This is a genomic window from Dietzia sp. WMMA184 (assembly GCF_002441635.1).
GTDB lineage: Bacteria > Actinomycetota > Actinomycetes > Mycobacteriales > Mycobacteriaceae > Dietzia > Dietzia kunjamensis.
In genome coordinates this window covers 3,678,812-3,704,500 of sequence record NZ_NXEI01000001.1, presented here as the reverse complement: position 1 = coordinate 3,704,500, position 25,689 = coordinate 3,678,812, and the positions used below count along the sequence as shown (strand labels likewise).

Genomic DNA, 25,689 nt, shown 5'->3' with positions numbered 1-25,689 from the left:
GCGGCGATTCGCGGCGCCGGACGACTAATCTGAGGCAATGACCCCGGACCCGTCCCCTCCCCGTCGCTCGCGCCGCCCGCGGATCGCCGGAGCAACGGCGCTCGGGCTCACCGTGGCCCTGTCCGCCTCGGCGTGCGGCACCCCGGTCCCCGACCCGGAGCCCGGCCAGAGTCCCGCGGCCTACTCCGGACTGGAGGTCTCGGAGGACCGGGTCGAGTACGCGATCGGCAAGGTGACCGACATCGTCGAGGAGGAGCTCGAGGCCTCGGGCATCCCGGGCGTCGCAGTGGCGGTGGTGCACGGTGGCGAGGTGGCGTTGGCCGAGGGGTTCGGCGTGCGCAGCACCGAGACCGGCGAGGAGGTGGACGCGCGGACGGTGTTCCCCATGGCGTCGGTGTCCAAGCCTGTCAGCGCCACCGTCGTGGCCGCGGAGACCGCTGCGGGTGAGGTCGACTGGTCGACGCCCGTGCGCGAGCACCTCCCGTGGTTCGCCCTGTCCGATCCGGGAGTGACCGCCGACGTGACGGTGGGCGACCTGTTCGCGCACCGCTCCGGGTTGCCCGAGCATGCGGGCGACGACCTGGAGGACCTCGGATACGACCGCCCGGCGATCCTGCACGGCCTGCGCCACCTGCCGGTGGAGCCGTTCCGCGCCTCGTACGCGTACACCAACTTCGGGCTCACCGCCGGAGCCGAAGCCGTGGCCGTCGCGGCCAGCACGCCGTGGCCGGAGCTGGCCCGCGAGCGGCTCTTCGACTCCCTCGACATGGACGACACCTCCTACTCCTACGAGGACCTGCTCGACCGCGACAACCGCGTCGTCGGCCATGTCCGCGCCGCCGCCGACGAGTCGGGCGAGTCGTCCGGCGACTGGGTCCCGGCCGATCCCGCGCGTGACCCGGACGCCCAGGCCCCCGCGGGGGGCCTGAGCTCGTCGGTCACGGACATGGCGCGGTGGATGTCGATGGTGCTCGACGACGGCAAGGGGCCCGGTGGCTCGCAGGTGGTCCCCTCCGACGCGCTCCGACAGGCCCTGACCCCGCAGGCAGTGTCCTCGCCCCCGCAGTCCGCGGCGGACCGGACCGGGACCTACGGCTATGGGTTCAATATCTCCACCAACTCCTCCGGCCGCGTCGAGTGGAGCCACTCCGGTGCGTTCGCGCTCGGCGCCGGAACGGCGATGCTCATGATGCCGTCGCTGGACCTCGGCATCATCACCCTGACCAACGCCTCGCCCGTCGGGGTGGCGGAGACCATCAATTCGCGCTTCGCGGACTACGCGCAGTTCGGCGACCCCACCCTGAAGTGGCGGGAGCTGTACGGCGAGGCGTTCGGCCCACTGCTGGCCCCCGTCGGCGACCTGGTCTCCACTCGGCAACCCTCCGCCCCCGCACCGCCGCGCCCGGCGGATGAGCTGGTGGGCGTCTACCGCAACGACTACTTCGGCGAGATCGAGATCCGCCGCGTCGCCTCACAGGCTGACCGGGGATCGGACGACCCGGTTTCGGACGACCCGCCGGACGCCGGCCCCGCACTCGCGCTGGACGTGGGCCCGGGACCGCAGGTCTGGCCGCTCGACCACTGGGACGGCGACACCTTCGCCGTGAGCCCGGTCGGTGAGAACTGGCCGCCCGGCTCCCGCGGCAGCGTCACCGTCGACGGCGACACGGTGACCGTCGATCTCCTCGACGGCAACGGCCTGGGCACCTTCACCCGCGTCGGGGACGAACCCGCCGAGCCCGCAGAGCCCACCGAGCCCGCCGCCTGACCGTCCGGCCGGAACTACGTCGACCGGGCCGCCTCCAGCCGCGCCGCGCGCCGCCGGTCCCTCCTGGCGTCCGCGTCCGGGGTCGTGAGGAACGTGGAGAGCCAGGCCATCCGGGGGTCGGCGTCCACGAGGAACGCCTTGACCGCCAGCGTCAGCGGGACGGCGAGGATCGCGCCCAGCGCACCGGCGATCGCCGACCAGAACACCAACGACAGGAACGTCACGGTGGGGGTCAGCCCCACGGCATCGCCCGTGAACTTGGGCTGGATGAAGCTCTGCATGACCAGGTTGACGACGCTGTAGATCACCACCACCCAGATGGCCTCGACCGGCCCCCCGGTGAGCAGCGCGAACAGTGCCGGCGGTACCAGCCCCAGCACGAAGCCGATGTTGGGGATGTAGTTGGTGACGAACGCGAGCACGCCCCACACCAGCGCCAGCGGCACGCCGAGGATCATCAGGGCCACCGTGTCGATCACGGCCACGATGACGCCGAAGACCGTGGAGACGATCCAGTACGACTTCACGCCGTCGGTGAACGACCCGAGGGCGTCGGCGAGCCGGGGCCGCTGCCGGGCGATCACCGCGCGACGCCTCGTGATGCCGGGGACGTCGAACACGAGGAACGTCAGCGCGATCACCAGGACGGTGAGCTGACCGCCGGCCGAGGACAACTGGCCCGCGACGTTCTGCAGGGTGCCGACGATCGTGGTGGGGTCCACTCCCTGGAGGCTCGAGGTGACCTGATCCTCGCTCACGCCGAAGGTGCCGAGGAACGCGATCGTCTGCTCGTACAGTTCGATGAACTTGTCCTGGTATTGCGGGATCTCTTCGGCCGCGACCCACAACGCCCACACCAGCATTCCGACCAGCGCGGCAAGCAGCAGGTAGAGCACCAGCAGGACGATGATCATCGCCCCCCAGCGGGGCAACCCTGCCCGCTGCAGCAGCCGCTGCAGGGGCTGGGCGGCGATGACCAGGTTCAGCGCCAGGAACGCCGGCATTAGCAGACTGGCGTGCTCGGACAGTCCCCACACCACCACGAACAGGGCCGCGAGGGACACCGCCGTGACGCCTGCGATGCCCCAGCCCTTAGGTTCCTCGTGCGGAGCCAGCGCCTCCGGCGTCGGGTCCGCCGGCGTCGGCGCCGCCGGAGGGCCCACGTTGTCTCCGCTGCTAGTCATGACGCTCCTCACGAGTGGCGCCCCGTGCGCCGGACGCCGCTCAGCGTATCCCGATCAGTCCGCGGAGAAACCGCTCAGCTCCCGGCGAGCGCCGAACGGATGGCGTCGACGTCCACCGAATCGAGATCCGCCGGATCCCAGGTGGGGTTGCGGTCCTTGTCGATCACGACGGCCCGCACGCCCTCGACGAAGTCCGGGCGGGCGGTGATCCAGGCGCCCAGGGCCAGCTCGTTGTCCAGGCACTCCCGCAGGTCCTCCGCCTTCGCCCCGGCGCGCAGCAGCTCGATGGTGGCGACGATCGACGTGGGGCAGTGCGACCGCAACATCTCGAGAGTGGACGTGGCCCACTCGTCCTGCTCACCGGACTCCAGCGCCGCGATCATCTCCTGCGCGGTGTCGCGGGAGAAGACGTCCTCGATGCGCTCGATACGGGCCTCGACGGCGGACTCCCCCGCCTCGGCGCGCTCGAGACCGAACCTCTTCAGCGCGTCGGCCAAGCCGATGGCAGCGACGGCGTCGACGAAGGCGTTGCGCTCGTCGTCGTCGATCAGGTGGGTGGCCAGGCCGGTGAAGAGGGCGTCGGCGGAGTTCATCCGCACGCCCGTCGTGCCCAGGTAGATCGCCACGGCCAGGCCGCGTGCGCCGCCGCCGCACAGGCGCGGAAGGAAGTGGCTGGCGCCGACGTCCGGGATGAAGCCGATCGCCGTCTCCGGCATGGCCATCATGACCTTCTTGGTCACCACGCGGTGCGAACCGTTGATCGAGACTCCCAGGCCTCCGCCCATGGCCACCCCGTGGATCACGGCGACCGTGGGGACGCGGTGCGTGTGGTACGCCAGATCCATCGCGTACTCCTCGGAGAAGAACTCGTGGTTCCTCTCGTGCTCACCGGCCGCCGCGGCGTCGCGCAGCGCGCGGATGTCGCCACCCGCACAGAACGCCTTCTCCGAGGTGCTGGTGGTGACGACGGCCTCGACGTCCTCGTCCTTGGACGCCTGGTCCAGCGCCGTGTGCAGGGCCCGGCACATGGACAGGTCCAGCGAGTTCAGGGCCTTGGGGCGGTCCAGGACGATGTGCTGTATCCGGCCATCACGCCGGCTGCTGACGAATTCGCTCATGACCCCATAGTGTCAGGCCGCCCACCGACCGTCGCACGGATACTAGGAATTCCTACTTCACTGCCCCCGATGCGGGCCCGCCGCCTCAGCCCTCCAACAACTGCGAGGCCACGTCCGGCACGTACCTGAACTCCTCGCGCGGCGGGCGGTCGTAGCTCGAGTCCGCACCCTTCGGCCGCTCGGGGATCTCCAGCTCCGGCGGGTCGAGCTTCTCCCACGGCACGGTCGACAGCAGGTGCGAGATGACGTTGATCCGCGAGCGCTTCTTGTCCTCGGACTCGACCGTGAACCACGGCGCCTCGGGGATGTCGGTGTGGACGAACATCTCGTCCTTGGCCCGGCTGTAGTCCTCCCACCGGGTGATGGACTCCAGGTCCATCGGCGAGAGCTTCCAGCGGCGCATCGGGTCGTCATGGCGCGACCGGAACCGGCGCTCCTGCTCCTCGTCGGACACGGAGAACCAGTACTTGCGGAGCATGATCCCGTCCTCCACCAGCAGCCGCTCGAAGATCGGAGCCTGGTGCAGGAACCGCCGGTACTCGTCGGGTGTGCAGAAACCCATCACCCGCTCCACCCCGGCCCGGTTGTACCAGGACCGGTCGAAGATCACGATCTCCCCGGCCGCCGGCAGGTGCTCGATGTAGCGCTGGAAGTACCACTGCGTCTTGTGCACCTCCGTCGGGGCGGGCAATGCCACGATCCGGGCGTGCCTCGGGTTGAGGTACTGCGTGATCCGCTTGATGGCCGAGCCCTTGCCCGCGGCGTCGCGCCCCTCGAAGACCACCACCATCCGGTTGCCGGTCTCCCGGAGCCAGGCCTGCATCTCGACCAGCTCCGCCTGCAGCCGCTCGAGCTCGGCCTCGTAGGCCTTCTTCGGCAGCTTCTCCAGACCGCTGGGCAGGAGGTCCTTCTTCTTCGCACCGCTCTTGGCACCGCTCTTGGACGCGCTCTTGCTGCCGCTCTTGCCGGAGGGTTTCTTGCTGCTCATGGCCTGAGCCTACGGACCCGACCCGGCCTCCTCGACCGGGACGACGATATTGACAGTTTTCGTCAACACTGTCTAGTTTCACGCCCATGCGGCACATCTCCCGCCGGGGCTTCCTCGGCACCGTCGCCGCCGCCGGGGTCGCCGCCCTGGCCACCGACCCCGCGGCTGCCGCCCGGCCGAGCGACTCCGCCGGCGCCGCGACCGACTCCCCCGCACCCGGACGGATCCCCCACGATGCGCAGGACCACCGGTGCATCGTGGTCGGGAGCGGATTCGGCGGCGGCATCTCAGCGCTTCGTCTCGCTGAGGCGGGTGTCGTCGTCGTCGAACGAGGCCGTCGCTGGCCCACCGGACCGGGCTCCACCACCTTCCCCAGCGCCACCTCCCCCGACGAGCGCGCCCCGTGGTTCCGCCCGCCGGCCGAGGTGTTCGGCCGCCCCGTGGACCTCCCGCGCCACACCGGCCTGCTCGAGGCGTCCGTCGGCGAGAACATGACGTCCGTCTGCGCCACCGGCGTCGGCGGCGGCTCCCTCATCTACCAGGGCATGGCACTACAACCCACCGAGGAGCTGTTCCACACGTGGTCCCCCGGCGCGATCGACTGGCGCGAGATGGAGCGCGAGTACTACCCACGCGTCTCCCGGATGCTGCGCCTCGCCGAGGCCCCCGACGAGCTCGTCGCCGCGCCCCGGTACGCCGCCTCCCGCGTTTTCGCCCAGCGCGTCCGCGACGCCGGGCTGCCCCTGCGCAAGATCCCCATGCCGATGGACTGGGACTACGCCCTGGCGGAACTGCGCGGCGAGATGCGCCCGTCCTACACCAACGGCGACAGCTCCCTGGGGGTCAACAACGGTGGCAAACACTCCGTCGACGTCACCTAACTCGCCCGCGCCGAGGCCACGGGCCTGGTCGACGTCCGGCCTCTGCACGATGTGCGCGCGATGCGCCGCCTCCCGACGGCCGCTGGGAGCTGGACGTGGAGGTCCTCGACACCGCCGGACGGCTCGTCCGGACGCTGTCGATGCGGGCCCCGGCACTGATCATGGCCGCCGGCTCGGTGGGCACCTCCACCCTGCTCACCCGCGCCGCCGCCACCGACGCCGTCACCGACCTGCCCGACGCCGTCGGCAGCGGCTGGGGCTCCAACGCCGACCGCATCTACCTGTGGACCGACCCCACCGCCGGGTTCGGCGCCGTCCAGGGCGGGCCCGTGGTCTACGGCAGTCTCAACTGGTCCGACCCCGCCACCGCCCACACCGTCATCCAGGCCTCGCTCCCGCCGTTCGGACCGGACCCCCACACCACGGTGATGGTTGGCTACGGCGTCAGCGCCGACCGCGGTCGGGTCGTCTACGACTCGGCGCAGGACCGCGGGATCATCCGCTGGCCAGCCGACGGCGACTCCGGCATCCTCACCCACGTCGATCGCACCGCACGCGACATCGCCGGCCCGACCGACCACCTCACGGACACCAACCGCATGCTCAACTCCACCTGGCACCCGCTCGGCGGCGCCGTCATGGGACAGGTCTGCGACCTCGACGGCCGCGTCCCGGGCCAGCGCGGGCTGTACGTCGTCGACGGCGCGCTCATCCCCGGCACGACCGCCGCGTGCAACCCGTCGCTGACCATCGCCGCGATCGCCGAGCGCCCGCTGGACAGGATCGTGCGGCAGGACGTGGGCGCTGTATTCTAGGGGCGCCGTCTTTTAGGCACGGCGTCCGGCGGCGTCCGGGATACTGGCGGGGTGCGCTCCCGCGACTCCATCCTCGACGCCACCCGAGCGGTCATCGGGCGCGCCGGTTTCGGGGGCGTCACGATCGCCGCGGTCGCCAAGCGGGCCGAGGTCAGCCGCCAGACCGTCTACTCCATCTTCGGCAGCCGCGAGGACCTGGTCTCGCAGGCCGTCTCCGAGCGACTCACCATGCTCACCGGCGCGTTCACCGATGTGCTCGACGCCGCGACAACGCCCCTCGAGGTGGGCGTGCACGTGGGCTGGTCGGTGCTGTGCCTGGACTCGCCCGAGGCCCGCTCCGACGACGACCTCCGCACCTTCCTCACCACCTGGCTGGCGCCGCTGCTGGAGACGTTCGGGACGTGAGCGACGTACTCGTCCTGTGGGACCTCGACCTCACCCTCCTCGACCCCGCCGGCTTCGGGACCCGCATGATCACCCCGGCGCTCGCCGACCTCCTCGGCCGCGACCCCGTCATGGGCGCGTCCTTCGCCGGACGGACCGACCGCGCGATCCTCACCGATCTCCTCGAGATCAACGGGATAGGTGTCGACGACGACGAGGTGGTCCTTTCCCTCATGGACGCCGTGGCCCGGCGCTGCGAAACGTTCGGGGACGATCTCCTGGCCGGAGGTGGCGGCCCCCTGCCCGGCGCCCACGAAGCTGTCGCCGCCCTGGCCGCGGACCCGCGACTGCACCAGGGGATCGTCACGGGCAACATGCGGCGGACGGCGCTGCTCAAGCTGCGGCTCTGTGGCTTCGACGGGCTGCCCGATCCCGGACTCGGCGCGTTCGGTGATCACCACGCGGACCGCGCCCACCTCGTCCGCGACGCCCTCGCCGCCGCCCGGGCCCGCGGTGTGGACGTGACCCCCGGGCGGTCGGTGGTCGTGGGCGATCACGTGCACGATGTCCGCGGGGCGCGCGCCGCGGGTGCCGTCTGCGTGGCTGTCGCCACCGGCAGGGTATCCGCCGACGACCTCCGCGCCGCCGGCGCCCACACCGTCCTGCCGGACCTCACGGACCCCGACGCGCTACTGGCTGCCGTCCACGCCTCCGTCTGAGCCGCGGTGCCATCTGACCTGCGGTGCCGTCTGACCTGCGGTGCCCTGGACGGGGCATCCAGGGCACCGCAGGTCACGAGGCTGCAGACGCCGCCCGGGCCCGCGGGCTGCCGGTGTCCATCGAGCACCCGGGCGCGGTGGCGCCGTACCGCCATGCCTCACCTCCGCCGCCGCGCTGCTGCCTGCCGTCAACCCCTCCGACTGCACCGCAGTCCCGTCTGAACCGCGGTGCCGTCTGACCTGCGCCGCCCTGAACGGGGCATCCAGGGCACCGCAGGTCACGGCCGTGACAGCCACTTCTTCCGACCATGTCGTACCTCGAACATACAGTCGAACCATGAGCCCAACAGACACCGCCCACTCGCCGTTCGTGACCCCGCCGGGATTCACGACGGTGCCTACCCCCGCCACCGACGTCGTCGTCCCTGAGGCCTTCAGCCGATGGGACCCCGGACAGCGACGCGGCTATCTCGCGCAGCGGGCGATCAACGCTGCCGAAGGCCGCACTGTGGCCTATGCGTACGACTGCGTATCCAGGTCAACCCAGAACGACCAGCGACGCGATCCCCTGGACACGGCGGCGACCATGGTGAGCGCCTCGATGGCTTTGTCCCGCCGCGGGGCATTTCGGCTGGTGGCCACCGCCATAGAACTGACCGAGCGGCTGCCTCTCACCGCGACACTGCTGACGACTGGGTGGATCGGAGTCGACGCGGCCCACGCCATCGCCGAGGAGACCGCCCTGGTGGAGGACCGTCTCATGCCGGAACTCGACCGCCGCATCAGCGAGGGACTCGCACCGACGAGGCGCCGAACCCACCCTCCCAGGATCGGGCCACTGCGCAAGATGCTCAGCAAGCACGTCGCGAGCTGCGACCCCGTGGGAGCGGACGCCCGCGCACAACAGGCTCGGCGAGAGCAGAACGTGAAGATGACGCCGGTCACCGGCGATCTCGCGCTGCTCACCGCGACCCTCTCAGCTGTCGACGGCCTGGAGATCACCGAGCGGATCGAAGCCCTGGTCCGCACCGCCGCAACAGACGACCCCCGGTCGATCGGGCAACTCAGGGCCGCCGGCCTCCTCGCCCTGAGCCGCGGCTGGACCTGTCTGCCCGCACCCGACGGAGACCACCTCACGGACCCGGACGCGATGGCCGCGGCCCGCCGGGTCGTGATCCACGCCTACGACGACGGGGACGCGGACTTCCGGGGCCTGTTCGTGGCAGGTTACGGCCCCGTCAGTCGCTTCACGTCCGATGAACTGCAGCGATTCGCCAGGCGCAGACTCGACGCGATCGACACGCTCGCGGACCCGGACAGTGAGGCCTCCCGCCGGTACAGCCCCTCGGAGGCACTGGCCCGCTTCTGTCGGGGTCGCGACGGCACCTGCGTTTTCCCCGGCTGCCAGACCCCGGCGGACAAGACGGACCTCGACCACATCATCCCCTTCGACCACGACGATCCCCAACGCGGCGGATACACCACCAGCGACGACCTCGGCAGCATCTGCCGCACCCACCATCGCCTCAAGACCGATGGCATCTGGGCCTACTACCGGAGCACTGACGGGGACTACGTGTGGATACATGGTCCGAACCATCCCGACAAGGACCCCGGGACACGCGTCATCACCACCCCCACCGGCCCATTGGCGGAGTTCGGCGCACCGCGACACCCCGAACGCTCCCGGCTACAGAAGGAGGCCGGCGAAGCCGGCAGAACCGGAGACTGCATACCCGGATCGCAGCGCCAACCGCACACCCGGCACCGTCGCGCCTCCGAACGGAGGTACCTGCGCGCTCAGGCGGAACAGCGACTCCACGCTGCAGAGCGCGAACCGGGGTCGCAGTCGGCTGCCTAGGTCGGCCGGCCGGGCGACTCAACCCTCGATTTGCTCGCCCAGTTCCATCCAGCGCTCCTCGAGCGTGTCCTTCTCCGCGGAGACGTCCTTGAGCTCGCGGTCCAGGGCGGCCAGCTTCTCGGTGTCCATTGCCCCTGCCGAGACATCGGCCATGGCCTTGTGGAGCTCGGCCTCGCGCTTGTCGAGCTTGCCCATCTGCCGCTCGATCTTCGACATCTCCTTGGTGAGTGCCCGCTCCTCGGCGGCGGAGAGGGCGGGAGCCGTGGCACTACCACCCGCGGCACCGGCCCCAGAGCCGCCAGCCGAAGCAGACGCGGCGCCCGGCGTGGAGCGCGACACCTTGCCCGAGTCGCCAGCCGCCCCGGCGACGCGACGGCGCTCGAGGTATTCGTCGATGCCGCGCGGGAGGTTGGTGAGCTGGCCGTCGCCGAACAGCGCCCACACCGAGTCACAGATGCGCTCGACGAGGTAGCGGTCGTGCGAGATGACGACCATCGTGCCGGGCCAGCCGTCGAGCAGGTCCTCGAGTTGGCGCAGCGTGTCGATGTCGAGGTCGTTGGTGGGCTCGTCGAGCAGCAGGACGTTGGGCTCGGCCATGAGCACGCGCGTGAGCTGCAGGCGCCGCCGCTCGCCGCCGGACAGGTCGCCGACGGGCGTGCGCTGACGGGCCGGCGAGAAGCCCAGCCGCTCGGCCAGCTGGGAGGCGGTGAGCTCGTCCTTGCCGAACGCCACCCGGGCGGCGACGTCCTCGATCGCCTCGAGCACCCGCTGATCCAGCGGCAGGTCGTCGAGTTCCTGACGCAGCCACCCGATCCGGATGGTCTTGCCCTCCTTGCGGCTACCCGCGGCGAGGGGGGCCTCACCGGCGAGCGCGCGCAGGAGCGTGGTCTTGCCGGAACCGTTGACGCCGACCAGGCCCACACGCTCGCCGGGGGCCAGTCGCCAGGTGAGGTCGTCGACGAGGGTGCGGCCGTCGGGGGCATCGAGGCGCGCGTCCTCCAGCTCGATCACGACCTTACCGAGGCGCCGCGCGGCGAAGCTCGACAGCTGTAGCGAGTCGCGGGGCGGCGGCACGTCCTTGATGAGCGCCTCGGCCGCCTCGATGCGATAGCGCGGCTTGGACGTCCGCGCCGGGGCGCCGCGGCGCAGCCACGCGAGTTCTTTGCGCATGAGGTTCTGACGACGCGACTCGGTGGCCGCGGCCTGGCGGTCGCGCTCGGCGCGCGCGAACACCCAGTCGTTGTAGCCACCCTCGTACTGCTCGACGTGGCCGTCGACCACCTCCCAGGTGTGGGTGGCGATCGTGTCGAGGAACCACCGGTCGTGGGTGACGACGACGAGCGCACTCGATCGCGCGACCAGGTGGTCCGCCAACCACTGGACCCCCTCGACGTCGAGATGGTTGGTCGGCTCGTCCAACACGAGCAGGTCCAAATCCTGCACGAGGGCCGCGGCGAGCGACACCCGGCGCCGCTCACCGCCGGACAGATCCGCGACGGGCGTGTCCAGTCCCAGGTCGTGGATCCCGATGCCGTCGAGCACCGCGCGGACGCGGGCGTCACCGGCCCACTCGTGGACCGCGAGGCCGAGCCTGCCGACCACGGCCTGGCCCACGGTGTCGGCGGCGAGCTCCGTGCGCTGCGTGACCACGGCGATCCGCAGACCGCTGACCTGCGAGACGCGCCCGGAGTCGGGCTCGGCCACGCCGGTGAGGATCTCCAGCAGGGTGGTCTTGCCGCCCCCGTTGAGGCCGACGACGCCGATGCGGTCGCCGGCGTTGACGCCCAGTGAGACGTTGTCGAGCACCTGCCGGATCCCGAAGGAGACCGAGCACTGCTCGAGGTTGATGAGGTTGGTGGGGGCCATCTCTACTTTCCTGTGGGGTCGTCGACGATGTGCGCACCGCCGACCGGGCCGCGGGTCACGCGGACCTCGCGGGCGACGCCGTGCTCGCTGACCTCGGCGGCGACGGCGATCGCGTGGTCACGGTCGGTGCAGAAGAACAGGCAGGTGGGGCCGGAGCCGGAGACCATGCCGTGCAGGGCCCCGGCCTCCCGGCCGACGCGCAGGGTCCGGCGGAGGGCGGGCATGAGCGAGAGCGCGGCGGCCTCCATGTCGTTGGCGAGCAGCCCGGCCACGGCGGCGGGATCGTCGCCGGCGAGGGCCGCCACGAGCGGGTCGACCCCGCCCGCGCGCGGCAGGCCCCGCTCGGGATCAGCCGGGTCGCGCCCGGGATCAGCAGGGTCGCGCTCCGCGCGCAGCCGGTCGCGCTCGGCGCGCAGCCGGTCGAACTCGGCGAACACCGTCGGGGTGGACAGTCCCCCGTCGGCCAGGGCCACCACGATGTGCTGCTCGGCACGGGCGTGCAGAAGCGTCGCGAGCTTCTCGCCGCGCCCGGTACCCAGCGCCGTGCCGCCGCGGATGCAGAAGGGCACGTCGCTGCCCAGCCTCGCGGCCCGCTCCTCCAGCGCCGCCCGGCCGAGTCCCAGACCGAGCAGCCGGTCCGTGGCCACGAGCGCGGCGGCGGCGTCCGCGCTGCCGCCGGCCATCCCGCCGGCCACGGGGACGCCCTTGTGGATCCGGATGGCGATCCGGGCGTCCGATCCCGCCTCCTCGCGGAGCAGGTCGACGGCCCGGGCGGCGAGATTGGCCCGATCGGTCGGCACCTGCGGGGCCCCGGGCCCGGTGACGACGACCTCGCTGTCGTCGTCGGCGTCGTCCAGCGACACGGTGACCCGCTCCCACAGGTCCACGGCCCGGTACACGGTGAGCAGGTCGTGGTAACCGTCGCCGCGGACGTCACCGACGCCGAGGTGGAGGTTGATCTTGGCGGGGGCGACGGCCGTCACGGCGCGCGCGCCGGCGGGGGTGGAGGCGTCGCAGGGCATGACCACCAGCCTACGGCTCCCGGTGCGCCGGTCCGATCCCGAGCCGCACCGCCGCCTCGGCGATCCGGACGAAGTCGGCGGTGGTGAGTTGTTCACCGCGGGCCTTGGGGTCGACGTCGGCCTCGGTCAGCGCGAGTTCGGCGTTCGCGCCGGAGCCCGCCCACCCGGACAGGGCGGCGCGCAGGGTCTTGCGACGCTGGGCGAACGCGGCGTCGGCCACCGCGAACACCCGTTTCCGGTGTGCCTCGCCCAGGTCCCACGGGGCCTCGGGGTAGGCGTCGATCCGCACCAGGCCCGACTCGACGTTGGGGACGGGCCAGAAGACGTTGCGGCCGACGGTGCCGGTGCGGCGGACGGTGCCGAAGAACCCGGCCTTGACGCTGGGCACCCCGTAGACGCGGGAGCCTGGGGCGGCGGCGAGGCGATCGGCCACCTCGAGCTGCACCATCACCAGCGCGGTGCGCAGGGTCGGCACCTCGGCGAGCATGTGCAGCAGCACGGGCACGGAGACGTTGTAGGGCAGGTTGGCCACCAGCGCGGTCGGCGGCGGGACCCCCGGGCCGCCCAGGTCGGCGCCGGAGACCGCGAGCGCGTCGGCGCCCACGACGGTCAGTGCGTCGGCGAGCTGCGGGGCCCGCTCGGCCACGGTCCGGGGCAGGCGCGTGGCCAGCACGGGGTCGATCTCCACGGCCACCACGTGGCCGGCGGCGTCGAGCAGCGGCAGGGTCAGCGACCCGAGGCCCGGCCCGACCTCGATCACCGTGTCGTCTCGGCCCACGCCGGAGGCGGTGACGATCTTGCGGACCGTATTGGCGTCGTGGACGAAGTTCTGTCCAAGGGTCTTGGTGGGCTTGATGCCCAGTTCCTCCGCGAGCGCGCGCACCTCCTGCGGGCCGAGAGGGTCGGCCTGCCCGCGGAAGGTCGCGTCCGGGCCGGTCAGCGCAGACCCAGCTTGGAGGTGCAGGCGGGCCAGGCGCCCCAGCCCTGCGAGGCCCGGACCTTCTCGGCGATCGCGATCTGCTGCTCACGCGTGGCGAGGTGCGCGCTGGGCGCGTACTGGCCGCCGCCGTGGCCGGTCCAGGTGCCGGCGGCGAACTGCAGCCCGCCGGAGTACCCGTTGCCGGTGTTGATGCTCCAGTTCCCGCCCGACTCGCACTGGGCGATCGAGTCCCACACGCCGCCGTTCGAGACGGCCGGCGCGGCGGGCTTGGGCTTGGTGCCCACGCGGACGACGGCGGGGCGGGCCTCGGTGAGGACCTTCTCCGCGCCGCGGGCGCGCTCGGTCTCGACACCGTTGACGCGGGTGATTGTGTAAACGACCTCGCGCTCGCCGGGGGCACCGGGATCGACGACCGTGCGCTCGCCCTCGGTGGCCTCGGGGTCCTCGGTGGTCTGTTCGGGGGCCTCGAACTGCTCGACCGCGGTCTCCTCGGCCACGGCCACGCGGGTGATGGTGACCTCGGTGCCGGGCTCGACGGGGGCGTCCGGGGCCGGGGTGACAGTGTCCAGCGGGCCGAGGGTGATGCCGGCGCGCTCGAGGAACTGCCCGACCGTCTCACCGGGTGAGGCCATCGGGGTGGCGGGGCCGCCGTGGTCGGACAGCAGCGCCTCGCGCGGGGTCACCACGGAGACGGTGGTGCCGTCGAGCGGGACGTCCGCGTCGATGCGCGGGCTGACGTAGCTGCGGGGCGGGACGTCGTCGCGCTCGGCCACGAGGTCGGCGACGGTGGTGGCGGTGGTCCAGACCTGCTCGCTGCGACCGTCGACCTCGACGGTGACGGGCCGGGCGCGCAGCAGGGTGACGGTGTCGCCGTCGTCGATGCTGTCGCCGGGCGCGATCACCACGTCCCGGTCGTCGACGCTGTAGCCGGCGTCGGCGAGCGCGGCGCGCACGTCGGAGCTGAAGGTGACCAGTTCGACCTGCTCGCCGTCGACCTCGAGGGTGTACTGCGTGCGCTGGTCGAGCGCCGCCACCCCACCCACCACGAGGGTGGTGAGCATCCCGGCGACGGACAGCCGCAGCATGGTGGAGCGGGACTCGTGGAGTCGCTTGACGGGGGCGAGCATGCCTCGGGTCGCGGTGGGTCGGGCGCCCGTGGGGGTGTCGGTCCGTGCGTCGTCAACCACTTGTCGGTTCTCTCCTCGGGTAGCTCCGCGAACTGCCGTACAGCCGTTCGCGTTTCATCACGATAGCGTAACGAGCGGACAGCGCCGGGGCAACGTGACCCTCGTGACATGCGGGAACGAGTCGACGACGACGAGGTATTCAGGTCACGTTTCGTTACATTCGCCACTCAGCCCTCACGAGTACCACGCGCCACACCGGTCGTCGGCCCGGGCGGGCCCGCCCGTCAGACGGTCAGGCCGAACACGGCGCGGGCGGTGTCGGCGACCTCCGACACGAAGTCCTCCGGCGTCTGCCCCCGGACCTCCGCGATCGCCCGGGCGGTGTAACCCACCAGGCCGGGCTCGTTGCGGGCGCCCCGGAACGGTTCGGGCGCCATGTACGGGGCGTCGGTCTCCACGAGCAGTTGCCCGGCCGGGGCCAGGCGGGCCGCCTCGCGCAGGTGGTCGTTGGCCTTGAACGTGACGTTGCCGGTGAACGACAGCACGTACCCGCGGTCCAGCGCCTCCCGCGCCACCTCCAGCGGCGAGGAGAAGCAGTGGAGCATCACGTGCGGGATGCCCGAGCCCGGGCCGGCGACCTCCGCGAGCACACGCAGCAGGTCGTCATCGGCCTCGCGATTGTGGATCATCAGGCATTTGCCCAGCTCGGCGGCGAGCCCGGCGTGCCAGCGCAGCGACTCCTCCTGCTCGGCCGGGTCGGCGCAGCCGTCCATCTTCCCCACCCAGTAGTGGTCGAGGCCGGTCTCCCCCACCGCGACGACCCGCGGGTGGGCGGCGAGTTCGCGCAGGCGCGCCCGCACCTGCTCGCCGCACTCGGGGTCGGTGATCTCGGCGGCTCGGGTGGGGTGCACGGCCACGGCGGCGTACACCCGCTCGTCGGCCTCGGCGGCGGCCACGACGGCCTCGGACTCGGCCAGGTCGTCACCCACCGTGACCAGGGCCGCGACCCCGGCGAGCGCGGCGCGGTCTGCGGCGGCGCGAACCTCGTCGGCGGTGCGGTGACCGCAGGAGTAGAGGTGCGTGTGTGCGTCGACGAGCCCGGGTAGCGACTCGGGCAGGACGGGAGTGGGGCGGGGCTTGCGCTTACCCATACGGTCGCCTCAGTCCTCCTGCTGGATGGGCGCCCAGCTCGGCCCGGTCTCGGCCAACTCGGGGTCGACCTTGGCGAACAGCGGGCTGGGCTTGGCCAGCGGGGTGCCCGGGGTGATCTCGGTGCGCGCCCACCGCGCCTGCTCGGCGGCGTAGTCACCCATGATCACCGGGTAACTGCGGCCCGCGTCGGGCAGCCCCTCTCCGACGAGCTCGACCGGCATGTCGTCGGTGACCTCGTGCACCTGCGGGGCGGCGGCCCACACGCCCTGCCCGCCGATCGCGCCGTGGATCTGCTGCGCGGCGGACGGCAGGTAGGGGGTGAGCAGCGTGTTGGCGTCGGAGACGACCTGCAGCGCGGTGTGCAGGACGGTGCCCAGACGCTCGCGCTGGTCGGGCTCCTTGGCCAGCTTCCACGGCTCAGTGGCGGCGATGTAGCGGTTGGCGGCGCCGACGATGCGCATGGCCTCGGTGGCGCCGGCCTTGAACCGCGAGCGCTCGAGGTGCGCGCCGACGGTGGCGAAGGCCGACTCCGCCTCGCGCAGCAGCTCGGCGTCGACGTCGGTCAGGGTGCCGGGCCGCGGGATCTCGCCGAAGTTCTTGTGTGCCATCGACACGGTGCGGTTGACGAGGTTGCCCCAGCCGCCGACCAGCTCGGAGTTGGTGCGGCGCACGTACTCGTCCCAGGTGAAGTCGGTGTCGTGGTTCTCCGGGCCCGCGACCGAGATGAAGTAGCGCAGCGCGTCGGGGCCGAACTCGGCCAGGAAGTCGCGTACGTAGATCACCACGCCGCGCGAGGACGAGAACTTGGACCCGGACATGGTGAGGAACTCGGATGAGACCACCTCGGTGGGCAGATTCAGTGCGCCCAGCGCCCCGGGCTCGCCGCCGTGGGCGCCCCGGCCGTCGTAGCCGATGAGCTCGGCCGGCCAGATCTGGGAGTGGAAGGTGATGTTGTCCTTGCCCATGAAGTAGTGGGACACGGCCTCGGGGTCGGTCCACCAGCGCCGCCACGCCTCGGGCTCCCCGGAACGCCACGCCCACTCGATGGAAGCGGACAGGTAGCCGACCACGGCGTCGAACCACACGTAGAGCTTCTTGTCGCCGCGGTCCTGCCACCCCTCCACCGGGATGGGGATCCCCCAGTCGATGTCGCGGCTCATGGCGCGCGGGCGCAGGTCCTCGAGCAGGTTGAGCGAGAACTTGAGGACGTTGGGTCGCCAGTCCTTCCGCCCCTTGAGCCAGTCCCCCAGCGAGTCCGCGAGCGCGGGCAGGTCGAGGAACCAGTGCTCGGTCTCGATGAACTTCGGCGTCTCACCGTTGATCTTGGAGACCGGGTTCTTCAGGTCCGCCGGGTCGAGCTGGTTGCCGCAGTTGTCGCACTGGTCCCCGCGGGCGCCGTCGTCACCACAGATGGGGCAGGTGCCCTCGATGTAGCGGTCCGGCAGGGTCCGCCCGGTGGACGGGCTCACCGCACCGGTGGTGGTCTTGGCGACCATGTAGCCGTTCGCGTGCAGGCCCCGGAACAGTTCCTGCACCACCGCGTAGTGGTTGCGCGTGGTGGTGCGGGTGAACAGGTCGTAGCTCAGCCCCAGGCCGGCGAGATCGTCCACGATCACCCGGTTGTAGCGGTCCGCGAGCTCCTGGACAGGCACGCCCTCCTTCTCGGCCTGCACGAGCAGCGGCGTGCCGTGCTCGTCCGTGCCCGAGATCATGAGGACGTCGTTGCCTGCCATCCGCTGGTAGCGCGAGAAGACGTCCGACGGCACCCCGAACCCCGAGACGTGTCCGATGTGCCGGGGGCCGTTCGCGTACGGCCATGCGACCGCGGTCAGGACTGTCTTCGCCATGGGTTACAGACTAGTGGTCACGTCCGCGGGGGCCGTGCCGGGCGTACACCCGCACGCCCGGCGCGCCCCCGGGGTCGCGTCAGGCCGCCTCGGCCGCGGGATCTCGCGAGAGCGATTTGTGGATGGACACGCACAGCGCGATCAGCACCAGTACGAACGGCGAGGCGGCGATGATCGTCATGTTCTGCAGGCTCGACAGGGCGTCGCCGCCACCGTCACCGGCCACCAACATGATGATCGCCACGGCGGCGGTGAACGATCCCATGAGCATGACGAGCCAGCGGGTCGGCTCCTCCACGCCGCGCTGGGCCATTCCGCCCATGACGATCGACGCCGAGTCCGCGGAGGTGATGAAGAAGATGGCGATGAGGACCATCGCCACCACCATGAGCACGGGCGCGAGCGGCAGCTCGCGGAGCAGGTTGAACAGCTGCGGCTCGAGTGACCCGTCGCCGAAGACGCTGCGTCCGGCCTCCTCGAGATACAGCGCGAAGCCTCCGAAGATAGAGAACCAGATCACCGACAGGGTGCTGGGGATCAGGACCACGCCGATGATGAACTCGCGCACGGTGCGCCCACGGCTGATACGTGCCAGGAACATGCCCACGAACGGCGACCAGGAGATCCACCACGCCCAGTAGAAGACCGTCCACCCGGAGAGCCATTCGGCGGCCTCACCGTTCTCGCTCACCGCGGTGCGCGAGGCCATGTCGAAGAAGTTCGAGAAGTAGGTGCCGATCGTGGTGGGGATGAGGTCGAGCATGAAGAACAGGGCGCCGGAGAAGATCGCCACGAACAGCGCGAGCGACACGGCCAGGATGAGGTTGATGTTCGACAGCAGCTGGATGCCGCGGCTGATCCCGGAGGCGGCCGAGGCGAGGAACACCAGGCCCAGGACCACGATGACGCCCACGACCAGGGCGATGCCGCCACCGCTGACCGCGCCGGTCTCGTTGAGCCCGGCGCGGATCTGCAGGGCGCCCAGGCCGAGCGAGGCGGCGGTGCCGAAGATCGTCGCGAGGATGGTCGCGATGTCGAGGACTCTCCCCATCCACCCCGCGGCCCGCTTCTCGCCGATGAGCGGGACGAAGGCCTGGGAGATGAGGTGGCCGCGCTTGAAGCGGTAGGCGGCCAACGCGAGCGCGAGCCCGACGATCGCGTACATCGACCACGGGTGCAGGGTCCAGTGGAACGTCGTCGTGGCCATGGCCACGTCGTACTGCTGCTCCTGCCCCGGCGGCGGCTCCTGGAAGTGGGTGAGCGGCTCGGACACGCCGTAGAACATCAGCCCGATGCCCATACCCGCGGCGAACATCATGGCGATCCACGACCGCGTGGAGAATTCCGGCTTCTCGTCGTCACCGCCCAGGCGGATGCCGCCGAACCGGGACAGGGCCAGGTAGATCGCGTAGACCACGACTGTGGTCGAGACGAGGATGAACAGCCATCCCACCGTGTCCACGACGACGGAGAACGCCTCACCGGCGGCGTTCTCGAACGAGTTCGTGTAGAACGAGCCCCAGATCACCACGATGAGCGCGATGATCGTGGTGGGCACGAGGACCGTGAAGTCGACGCCCGGACGGGGCCCGCGCACAGGGTCCTCTGGGCCGTCATTCGACGCGTCGAAAGCTTTCTCTCGTGACTTTGGCATACGTCGAACCCTGTCAACAATCCGAGGTGAGCGCAAGATATTAAAACGCTTATCGGGCCCTGGCGTGGATTCGACGCCCCGGGGTGGCACGATCGGACGGTGCCCGATTCCACCCCCGCCGTGCCGGCGCTCCTGCGCGCTCTCCACGTGCGGGCGCGGGCCCTCGGGATCGGTCCCCCGGCGGCGTTCCTCGGCGACTGGCGTGACTCCCCGGCGGTGATCATCCCGTCCGTGGACCTACGGCCGACCCGGACCGAGCAGGTCTTCTCGGCGGACGGCGACCTCGTCGTCGTCGGGTTCCGCTCCTTCCCCGACCACGTGGCGGGCGACGCCCCCCTCCTGCCCGCGGCGGTCCGCGGCACGGCCACGGGCATGCTCACGCTCGACCCGGACGGCCGGTGGCGGGGCGACGGCACCGCCCCCGACCCGCACGAGGTGGTCCGACGGTACGGGCCGCCGTCATCCGGGGGCGCCGGTGACGACGAGGGCGTTGGCGACGACGGTGGCGACGACGACGAGGTCGGCATCCCCCTCACCTGGGCCGCCCCCGACCGACGCGCGCACAGACGTGCCGTGGTGGACTGCCTCGAGGCGATCCGCGCCGGCGAGGTCTACCAGACCTGCCTGAGCACCCGCCTCGACGGCAGGCTCCGCGCGGACCCGCTCGAGACGTTCCTCTCCCTGGCCCGCCGCGCCCCCGCCGCGCGGTCGGCGTACCTCGAGGGCGAGTGGGGCGCGGTGCTGGCCTTCTCCCCCGAGGAGTTCCTCGTGCGCACCGGCGACGACGTCCGCACCAGCCCCATCAAGGGCACGGTGCCCGCCGACCGCGACCCCGCCGAGCTCCTCGCCTCCGCCAAGGACGTCGCGGAGAACATCATGATCGTCGACCTCGCGCGCAACGACCTCGGACGAGTGGCGGACGTGGGCTCGGTGAGGGTGTCCGACCTGCTCGCCGTCCGTCCCGCGCCCGGCGTCCACCATCTGGTCTCCACCGTCACGGCGCGCACCTCGGTGGACCACGACGCCCTCGTGGCCGCCACCTTCCCACCCGCCTCGGTCACCGGGACCCCCAAGCAGCGTGCCCGGGAACTCATCGCCGGCTGGGAGCCGCGGTCCCGCGGCCTGCACTGCGGCACCTACGGGTTCGCGACCGCCGACACCCTCGACCTGGCGGTGGCCATCCGCACCCTCGAGGTGGCGCCGGACGGCCGCTGCGAACTCGGGGTGGGCGGCGGGATCACCATCGACTCCGACCCGGACGCCGAATGGGACGAATGCGTGCACAAGGCGGCGTTCACCTGGGGCGGCGGTCCCGCGCCCTGGCTCTGAGCCGCCGCGCCCCCTCAGGCGCGTGAGTCGAGCACGGCCTGGTAGAGGTCCCGCTTGGTCACCGCCGACCCCTCGGCCACGGCGGCGCAGGCCTCCTTGAGCCGCTCCCCCGCCTCGACCCGCTCCTCGACGATCTCCACGAGGTCCTCGAGGGTGGCGGTCGACCCGGCGGCGTCGGCACCCTCGACCACCACGACGATCTCCCCCAGCACGCCGCCGGCGGTCCGCTCGGCCAGCTCACCCAGGGTGCCGCGCAGGACCTCCTCGTAGGTCTTGGTCAACTCCCGGCACACCGCCGCCCGGCGATCGGCGCCCAGGACCTGCGCCGCCTCGGCGAGCGTGTCGGCCAGGCGGTGCGGGGACTCGAAGAACACACAGGTGCGCTCCTCCGCCGCCAGCCGGGCCAACCACGTCCGGCGTCGGCCCGGGCGCCGCGGCGGGAACCCGTCGAAGCAGAAGCGGTCGACCGGCAGCCCGCTGAGCACCAACGCCGTGGTGACCGCCGACGGTCCCGGCAGACACGTCACCGGGAGCCCGGCCTCGATGCACGCCACGACCAGCGAGTACCCCGGGTCCGACACCGCCGGCATCCCGGCGTCGGTCACCACCGCCACCACGTCCCCGGCGCGGACCCGCTCGACCAACTGGGGCACGCGACCGGCCTCGTTGTGCTCGAAGAAACTCATCACCCGGCCCCCGATGGTCACCCCGAGAGCCGTCGAGAGGGAACGCAGCCGGCGGGTGTCCTCCGCGGCCACGATGTCGGCGGTCGCCAGGACCTGCCGCAGCCGGTCCGAGGCGTCAGCCGGGTTCCCGATGGGGGTGGCCGCCAACACGACACGTCCGGACGTCATGACGACCACCCTATCTGTGGCCGGGCGCATCCCCGCCCGGCGCTCGGCCCCCACTATGCTCTGCCTGTGACCTCGACCATCGGCGTGCGCTCACCAGGACGCCCGCTGCCCGCCCCCGACACCGGCCCGGTCGACACGACCCGCGACCTGATCGCCACCGGCGCCATCCTGGTCCTGGCGTTCCTCTCCCGCTTCTGGGGCCTGACCTCGGCCACGGACAAGGGCACCCCGGTCTTCGACGAGAAGCACTACGCACCGCAGTCGTACAACGTCGCCCAACTCGGCATCGAGGAGAACCCCGCCTACGGCCTGGTCGTCCACCCGCCCGTCGCCAAGCAGATCCAGTCCATCGGCGGCATGCTCTTCGACTACTCGCCCCTGGGCTGGCGGTTCACCGCGGCTCTGGCCGGGGTGCTCGTGGTGCTCATGGTCATGCGCATCACCCGGCGCCTGACCCGGTCCACCCAGCTCGGCCTCGTCGCCGGGCTGCTGCTGTGCCTCGACGGCGTCAGCTTCGTGACCTCTCGAATCGGCATGCTGGACATCTACCAGGTGCTCTTCGTCGTCGCCGCCGCCGGCGCCCTGCTGGTGGACCGCGACCGGATGCGCGCCCGCATGCATCGGGCCGCCCTCGAGGGCAGGCTCCACCTGTCGAGCCTGGGACCGCGACTGGGATTCCGCTGGTGGCGCTTCGCCGCCGGCGTCATGCTGGGCCTCGCACTGGGGGTCAAGTGGTCCGGCCTGTACTTCATCGCCTTCTTCGGTCTGATGACCGTGGCGTGGGACTGGGCCCTGCGCAGCCGCTACGGGGTCCAGCGCCCAATCGCGGGCGCACTGCTACGCGACGCGGTGCCGGCCTTCCTCACCCTCGTCCTCTGGCCGGCGATCCTGCACATGTTCACCTGGCTGCCCTGGTTCGCGAACGAGAACTCCGTGTACCGGCACGTCGTGGGCGACGAGGTCGAGGACAACTGGCTGCCCGACGCGGTGCAGTCGTGGCTGTACTACCAGTCGTCGGTCCTGGACTTCCACTCCACGCTGACCACCTCCGCCGGGAACCGACACCCCTGGGAGTCCAAACCGTGGACCTGGCCCATGAGTCTGCGGCCGATGCTCTACTACGTCGAGCAGGGCGAGGGCATCGCCGGCTGCGGGGAGACCTCGTGCGTGCGCGCGATCATGCTCCTGGGCACGCCCGCCATCTGGTGGCTGGCCATCCCCGTCCTGGCGTGGGCGTTCTGGCGCGCCGTCATCTGCCGCGACGGCCGCTACGCGTTCCCACTGGTGGGCTACATGGCCGGCTACCTGCCGTGGTTCTTCCAGCACGACCGCCAGATGTATTTCTTCTACGCCTCGGTCATGGCGCCGTTCTTCGTCATGATCATCGCGCTGGTGTTGGGCGAGATCGCCGGCAGGGCCACCGACTCCCCCCGGCGGCAGCTCATCGGCCGCGCGATCGTCAGCCTGTACCTGGCGCTGGTCGCGGTGAACTTCATCTATGCGCTGCCCATCCTCTCGGGGATGCCCATCACCCAGACCGAGTGGAGCCACCAGCTCTGGCTGCCGTCCTGGCGCTAGCGCGGTCGACCACGCGCGGACCCGACCCGTACTGAGCCCGGCCGCTGAGCGCTCGCTTATCACCGGCTTGGCGCAGCCTGATCCCCCCGCCCCGCGGCCGGGGACGAGGTGTCGCCGACGGTGTGCGGTCAGTACCGTCGCGGCAGTGAACGAGCTATCCCTTCCCTTCGCCGATCTCCCGATGAGCGACGTGACCCAACAGTGGCTGGTCGAGAAGCCGGCCATGATCGCCCTGTACCTCGTGCTGGCGCTGCTGGTGCGGTGGGTGCTCCACCGGGGCATCGACCGGATCACCGCCCCGTCGAAGAACGCGTCCCCGTCCTCGTGGCGGCGCCGCCGACAGGAACGGGCCGACCGGCGCGCCGGCGCGCACACGGTCGAACTCGACCCCGACGGCGACCGCGGTGAGGTCACCGCCGACGAGAGTGGCGGTCTCACCGCCGCGAGTCTGAAGAAGAACAGTCGACGACGCTCCGCGGAGCACGTGCGGACCGAGCATCGACGCGCGGAACGGCGGGCACAGCGGATGGCCACCATCGGGTCGGTGCTCAAGTCGATCGTCTCGTTCGCCGTGCTCGTGTGGGTGGTGCTGCAGACCCTGGCCATCGTCGGCGTCAACGTGGCGCCCTTCATCGCGTCCGCCGGGATCGTCGGCGTCGCGCTGGGCTTCGGCGCCCAGGCCCTCGTCCGGGACTTCCTCTCCGGTCTGTTCATGCTCTTCGAGGACCAGTACGGCGTCGGTGACTGGGTCGACCTGGGCGAGGCCGAGGGCACGGTCGAGCACGTGGGACTGCGCGTCACCTCACTGCGGGACCTGCACGGGACGCTCTGGTACTGCCGCAACGGCGACATCGCCCGGGTCGGGAACTACAGCCAGGACTTCGGCGTCGCGTTCCTCGAGATCCCCGTGTCCTACACCGCCGACGTCGACCGGGCGTGCACCGTGGCCATCGAGACCGCCAGGCAGGCGGCGGCCGAGGAGCCGATCGCGTCGAACCTCATCTCGGGCCCGGAGCTCCAGGGCGTGAACGCGCTGGACGCGGACTTCTGGTCGCTGCGGATGACCGCGGTGACGCAGGCCAACACCCAGTGGGCCACCGAGCGGGAGCTGCGGCGCCGCATCCGCAACGCCTTCGACGAGGCCGGCATCGACGCCCCGTACCCGGACGGCCTCCCGGTGTCCGCGATGCGCGCGATGGCCTCGGGGTGAGGCCCGGGCGGCGACAGCCGTCCGCGCCCGGTCGGCGCTAGCCGCCCAGCACCCTGTCGATGCTGAACCGGCCGGCGCCGACCGCCGCCACGAGCAGCGCCCCCACCCCGAGCGCCACCACGAGCTCCCAGCCGTTCTGCGTGATGAACGGGCCGTTGGTGGCGTGGACGAAGTAGAACGCGCCGGCCATGTCCACGCCGAGCAGGATGCCCGCGAGCGGGGTGAGGAGCCCGGCGATGAGGGCGGCCCCCGCCACCAACTCCACCCCGGCGACGATCGCGGCGGTGACGGCCGGCTGCGGGATGCCGTAGCTCGAGAACTGCTCGGCCACCCGGCTCAGGCCGAGGGTGAAGAACTTCTGCCACCCGTGGGCCGCGAACACCACCCCGAGCCCGACACGGGCCAGGAGGATCGCGGCGTCCCGGAGGGTCTCCATCCCCCTCACGGGAGGATGCCCCGGCCGGCCTTGGCGAGTCGGCGGTGGAGGGCCGTCATCGCGATCTGGTAGAGCGGCGGGGCGAACTTCTGCGCGGCGAAGCCGATGCGGACGTCCGGGGAGGTGTAGACGAGGTAGCGCCCCTTGCGCACGCCCTCGAGCATCTTCTCGGCGGCCTGGTCCGGGGTGACCGCGTGGCGCCGGAACTGGTCGACGGTCCTGGCCACCTCGGGATCGGACCTGTCGACGCCCGCGATCTCGACGGTCTCCACGAGCGGGGTGTCGACGCCGCCGGGGCAGACGAGGTGCACACCGATGTCGTACGGCGCCAGGTCGAAGCGCAGGACCTCGGCGACGCCGCGGATCCCGAACTTGGCGGCACTGTAGGCGGCGTGCCACGGCAGGCCGAGCAGACCGGCGGCGGACGAGACCAGGACGAGCGCGGCGGGCTTGCGGGCGGTCATCATCGAGGGCACGAACGCCTCCACCACGTGGATGGTGCCCATGAGATTGACCTCGACCATCGACCGCCAGATCCGGTGCTCGAGCAGATCCGGGCGGCCCCAGGCCGAGTTGCCGGCCACGTGGAAGATCGCGTCGGGCGCACCGCTGTCGGCCACGACGCGCTCCCCGAACGCCATCACGGCCTCGTGGTCGGTGAGATCGAGCGCCTCGGCCACGAGCACGGGCGCACCGGCGTCCCGGCAGGCCTGCTCGGCGGAGGCCAGCCCCTCGGCGTTGAGGTCGGTGAGCACCAAGCGGGCGCCCTCATCCGCGAGCCGGAGGGCCGCCGCGCGACCGATCCCGCTGGCCGCGCCGGTCACCACGCAGACCCTGCCCCGGTAGTTCTTGATCCGTCGCCTCGACATCTACTCCCCCACGTCCGGGCCCGGATCGAAAAGCGGCGGGCCACCCGATGTGATCACCGTAGCGGCCCGACGGGGCACGTGAGGCGG

At 71.5% G+C, this 25,689-nt stretch carries 20 protein-coding genes and 1 pseudogene; 8 read left to right on the top strand and 13 right to left on the bottom strand.

The window, feature by feature from the left end:
• The first annotated feature begins 37 nt into the window (after window positions 1-37).
• Window positions 38-1,768, top strand: coding sequence for a serine hydrolase (locus CK206_RS17165; protein WP_096907116.1), 1,731 nt, complete (start codon window positions 38-40; stop codon window positions 1,766-1,768).
• A gap of 14 nt (window positions 1,769-1,782) precedes the next feature.
• Here CK206_RS17165 and CK206_RS17160 read toward each other — a convergent pair whose 3' ends face one another.
• From CK206_RS17160 to ppk2, 3 genes are all read right to left on the bottom strand, one after another.
• On the bottom strand, window positions 1,783-2,952 hold the full coding sequence (locus CK206_RS17160; RefSeq protein WP_096907115.1) for an AI-2E family transporter: 1,170 nt from the start codon (window positions 2,950-2,952) through the stop codon (window positions 1,783-1,785).
• A 74-nt stretch (window positions 2,953-3,026) separates the two neighbouring features.
• Entirely contained in the window at window positions 3,027-4,070 is a 1,044-nt protein-coding gene (locus tag CK206_RS17155; RefSeq protein ID WP_069390334.1) for an enoyl-CoA hydratase/isomerase family protein, read from the bottom strand.
• 85 nt (window positions 4,071-4,155) lie between these two features.
• A complete protein-coding gene (gene ppk2, locus CK206_RS17150; RefSeq protein WP_235027705.1) occupies window positions 4,156-5,058 on the bottom strand; it encodes a polyphosphate kinase 2 in 903 nt (300 codons plus the stop codon).
• A gap of 86 nt (window positions 5,059-5,144) precedes the next feature.
• Here ppk2 and CK206_RS17145 point away from each other — a divergent pair.
• The 4 genes and pseudogenes from CK206_RS17145 to CK206_RS17130 all read left to right on the top strand — a co-directional run bounded on the left by CK206_RS17145 (window position 5,145) and on the right by CK206_RS17130 (window position 9,718).
• Window positions 5,145-6,754, top strand: a pseudogene (locus CK206_RS17145) (GMC oxidoreductase).
• Between the two features lie 51 nt (window positions 6,755-6,805).
• A complete protein-coding gene (locus CK206_RS17140; protein ID WP_096907114.1) occupies window positions 6,806-7,159 on the top strand; it encodes a TetR/AcrR family transcriptional regulator in 354 nt (117 codons plus the stop codon).
• Window positions 7,156-7,857: an HAD hydrolase-like protein gene (locus tag CK206_RS17135; protein WP_096907113.1), complete on the top strand. Its 702-nt coding sequence runs from the start codon at window positions 7,156-7,158 to the stop codon at window positions 7,855-7,857. The genes CK206_RS17140 and CK206_RS17135 overlap by 4 nt, the downstream gene beginning before the upstream one ends.
• A 337-nt stretch (window positions 7,858-8,194) precedes the next feature.
• A complete protein-coding gene (locus tag CK206_RS17130; RefSeq protein WP_096907112.1) occupies window positions 8,195-9,718 on the top strand; it encodes an HNH endonuclease signature motif containing protein in 1,524 nt (507 codons plus the stop codon).
• 18 nt (window positions 9,719-9,736) lie between these two features.
• Here CK206_RS17130 and CK206_RS17125 read toward each other — a convergent pair whose 3' ends face one another.
• The 7 genes from CK206_RS17125 to CK206_RS17095 form a co-directional block, all read right to left on the bottom strand.
• The gene (locus CK206_RS17125) at window positions 9,737-11,584 is read right to left on the bottom strand and encodes an ABC-F family ATP-binding cassette domain-containing protein (RefSeq protein WP_096907111.1); all 1,848 of its coding nucleotides are present in this window, start codon (window positions 11,582-11,584) and stop codon (window positions 9,737-9,739) included.
• 2 nt (window positions 11,585-11,586) lie between these two features.
• Complete coding sequence (locus tag CK206_RS17120) at window positions 11,587-12,606, bottom strand: 4-(cytidine 5'-diphospho)-2-C-methyl-D-erythritol kinase (RefSeq protein ID WP_096907530.1); 1,020 nt, start codon at window positions 12,604-12,606, stop codon at window positions 11,587-11,589.
• Window positions 12,607-12,616: 10 nt separating this feature from the next.
• Complete coding sequence (rsmA, locus tag CK206_RS17115) at window positions 12,617-13,546, bottom strand: 16S rRNA (adenine(1518)-N(6)/adenine(1519)-N(6))-dimethyltransferase RsmA (RefSeq protein ID WP_067713441.1); 930 nt, start codon at window positions 13,544-13,546, stop codon at window positions 12,617-12,619.
• Window positions 13,543-14,733 carry a resuscitation-promoting factor gene (locus CK206_RS17110; RefSeq protein ID WP_096907110.1) on the bottom strand — a complete coding sequence of 397 codons (1,191 nt, stop codon included), beginning with the start codon at window positions 14,731-14,733 and terminating at the stop codon, window positions 13,543-13,545. The genes rsmA and CK206_RS17110 overlap by 4 nt, the downstream gene beginning before the upstream one ends.
• A gap of 224 nt (window positions 14,734-14,957) precedes the next feature.
• Window positions 14,958-15,824, bottom strand: a complete 867-nt coding sequence (locus CK206_RS17105; protein WP_096907109.1) for a TatD family hydrolase — start codon at window positions 15,822-15,824, stop codon at window positions 14,958-14,960.
• A gap of 9 nt (window positions 15,825-15,833) precedes the next feature.
• Window positions 15,834-17,672 (bottom strand): methionine--tRNA ligase, encoded by a 1,839-nt coding sequence (metG, locus tag CK206_RS17100; RefSeq protein WP_096907108.1) that lies wholly within the window; start codon window positions 17,670-17,672, stop codon window positions 15,834-15,836.
• A 79-nt stretch (window positions 17,673-17,751) separates the two neighbouring features.
• Window positions 17,752-19,269, bottom strand: a complete 1,518-nt coding sequence (locus CK206_RS17095) for a BCCT family transporter (protein ID WP_244200750.1) — start codon at window positions 19,267-19,269, stop codon at window positions 17,752-17,754.
• 156 nt (window positions 19,270-19,425) lie between these two features.
• On the opposite strand from CK206_RS17095, the gene CK206_RS17090 reads away from it, so the two are divergent.
• Window positions 19,426-20,655 carry an aminodeoxychorismate synthase component I gene (locus CK206_RS17090; RefSeq protein WP_096907106.1) on the top strand — a complete coding sequence of 410 codons (1,230 nt, stop codon included), beginning with the start codon at window positions 19,426-19,428 and terminating at the stop codon, window positions 20,653-20,655.
• 14 nt (window positions 20,656-20,669) lie between these two features.
• On the opposite strand, the gene rsmI is transcribed toward CK206_RS17090, so the two are convergent.
• On the bottom strand, window positions 20,670-21,509 hold the full coding sequence (gene rsmI, locus CK206_RS17085; RefSeq protein ID WP_096907529.1) for a 16S rRNA (cytidine(1402)-2'-O)-methyltransferase: 840 nt from the start codon (window positions 21,507-21,509) through the stop codon (window positions 20,670-20,672).
• Between the two features lie 66 nt (window positions 21,510-21,575).
• Between rsmI and CK206_RS17080 the strand changes: the two genes are divergently transcribed.
• Window positions 21,576-23,087, top strand: coding sequence for a dolichyl-phosphate-mannose--protein mannosyltransferase (locus CK206_RS17080; RefSeq protein ID WP_067713301.1), 1,512 nt, complete (start codon window positions 21,576-21,578; stop codon window positions 23,085-23,087).
• 181 nt (window positions 23,088-23,268) lie between these two features.
• Window positions 23,269-24,297, top strand: a complete 1,029-nt coding sequence (locus CK206_RS17075; protein ID WP_069390418.1) for a mechanosensitive ion channel family protein — start codon at window positions 23,269-23,271, stop codon at window positions 24,295-24,297.
• 37 nt (window positions 24,298-24,334) lie between these two features.
• Here the strand turns inward: CK206_RS17075 and CK206_RS17070 are convergent, their stop codons facing one another.
• The gene (locus tag CK206_RS17070) at window positions 24,335-24,733 is read right to left on the bottom strand and encodes a DoxX family protein (RefSeq protein WP_096907104.1); all 399 of its coding nucleotides are present in this window, start codon (window positions 24,731-24,733) and stop codon (window positions 24,335-24,337) included.
• A 5-nt stretch (window positions 24,734-24,738) separates the two neighbouring features.
• Window positions 24,739-25,602, bottom strand: a complete 864-nt coding sequence (locus CK206_RS17065) for an SDR family oxidoreductase (protein ID WP_069390420.1) — start codon at window positions 25,600-25,602, stop codon at window positions 24,739-24,741.
• Window positions 25,603-25,689 lie beyond the last annotated feature (87 nt).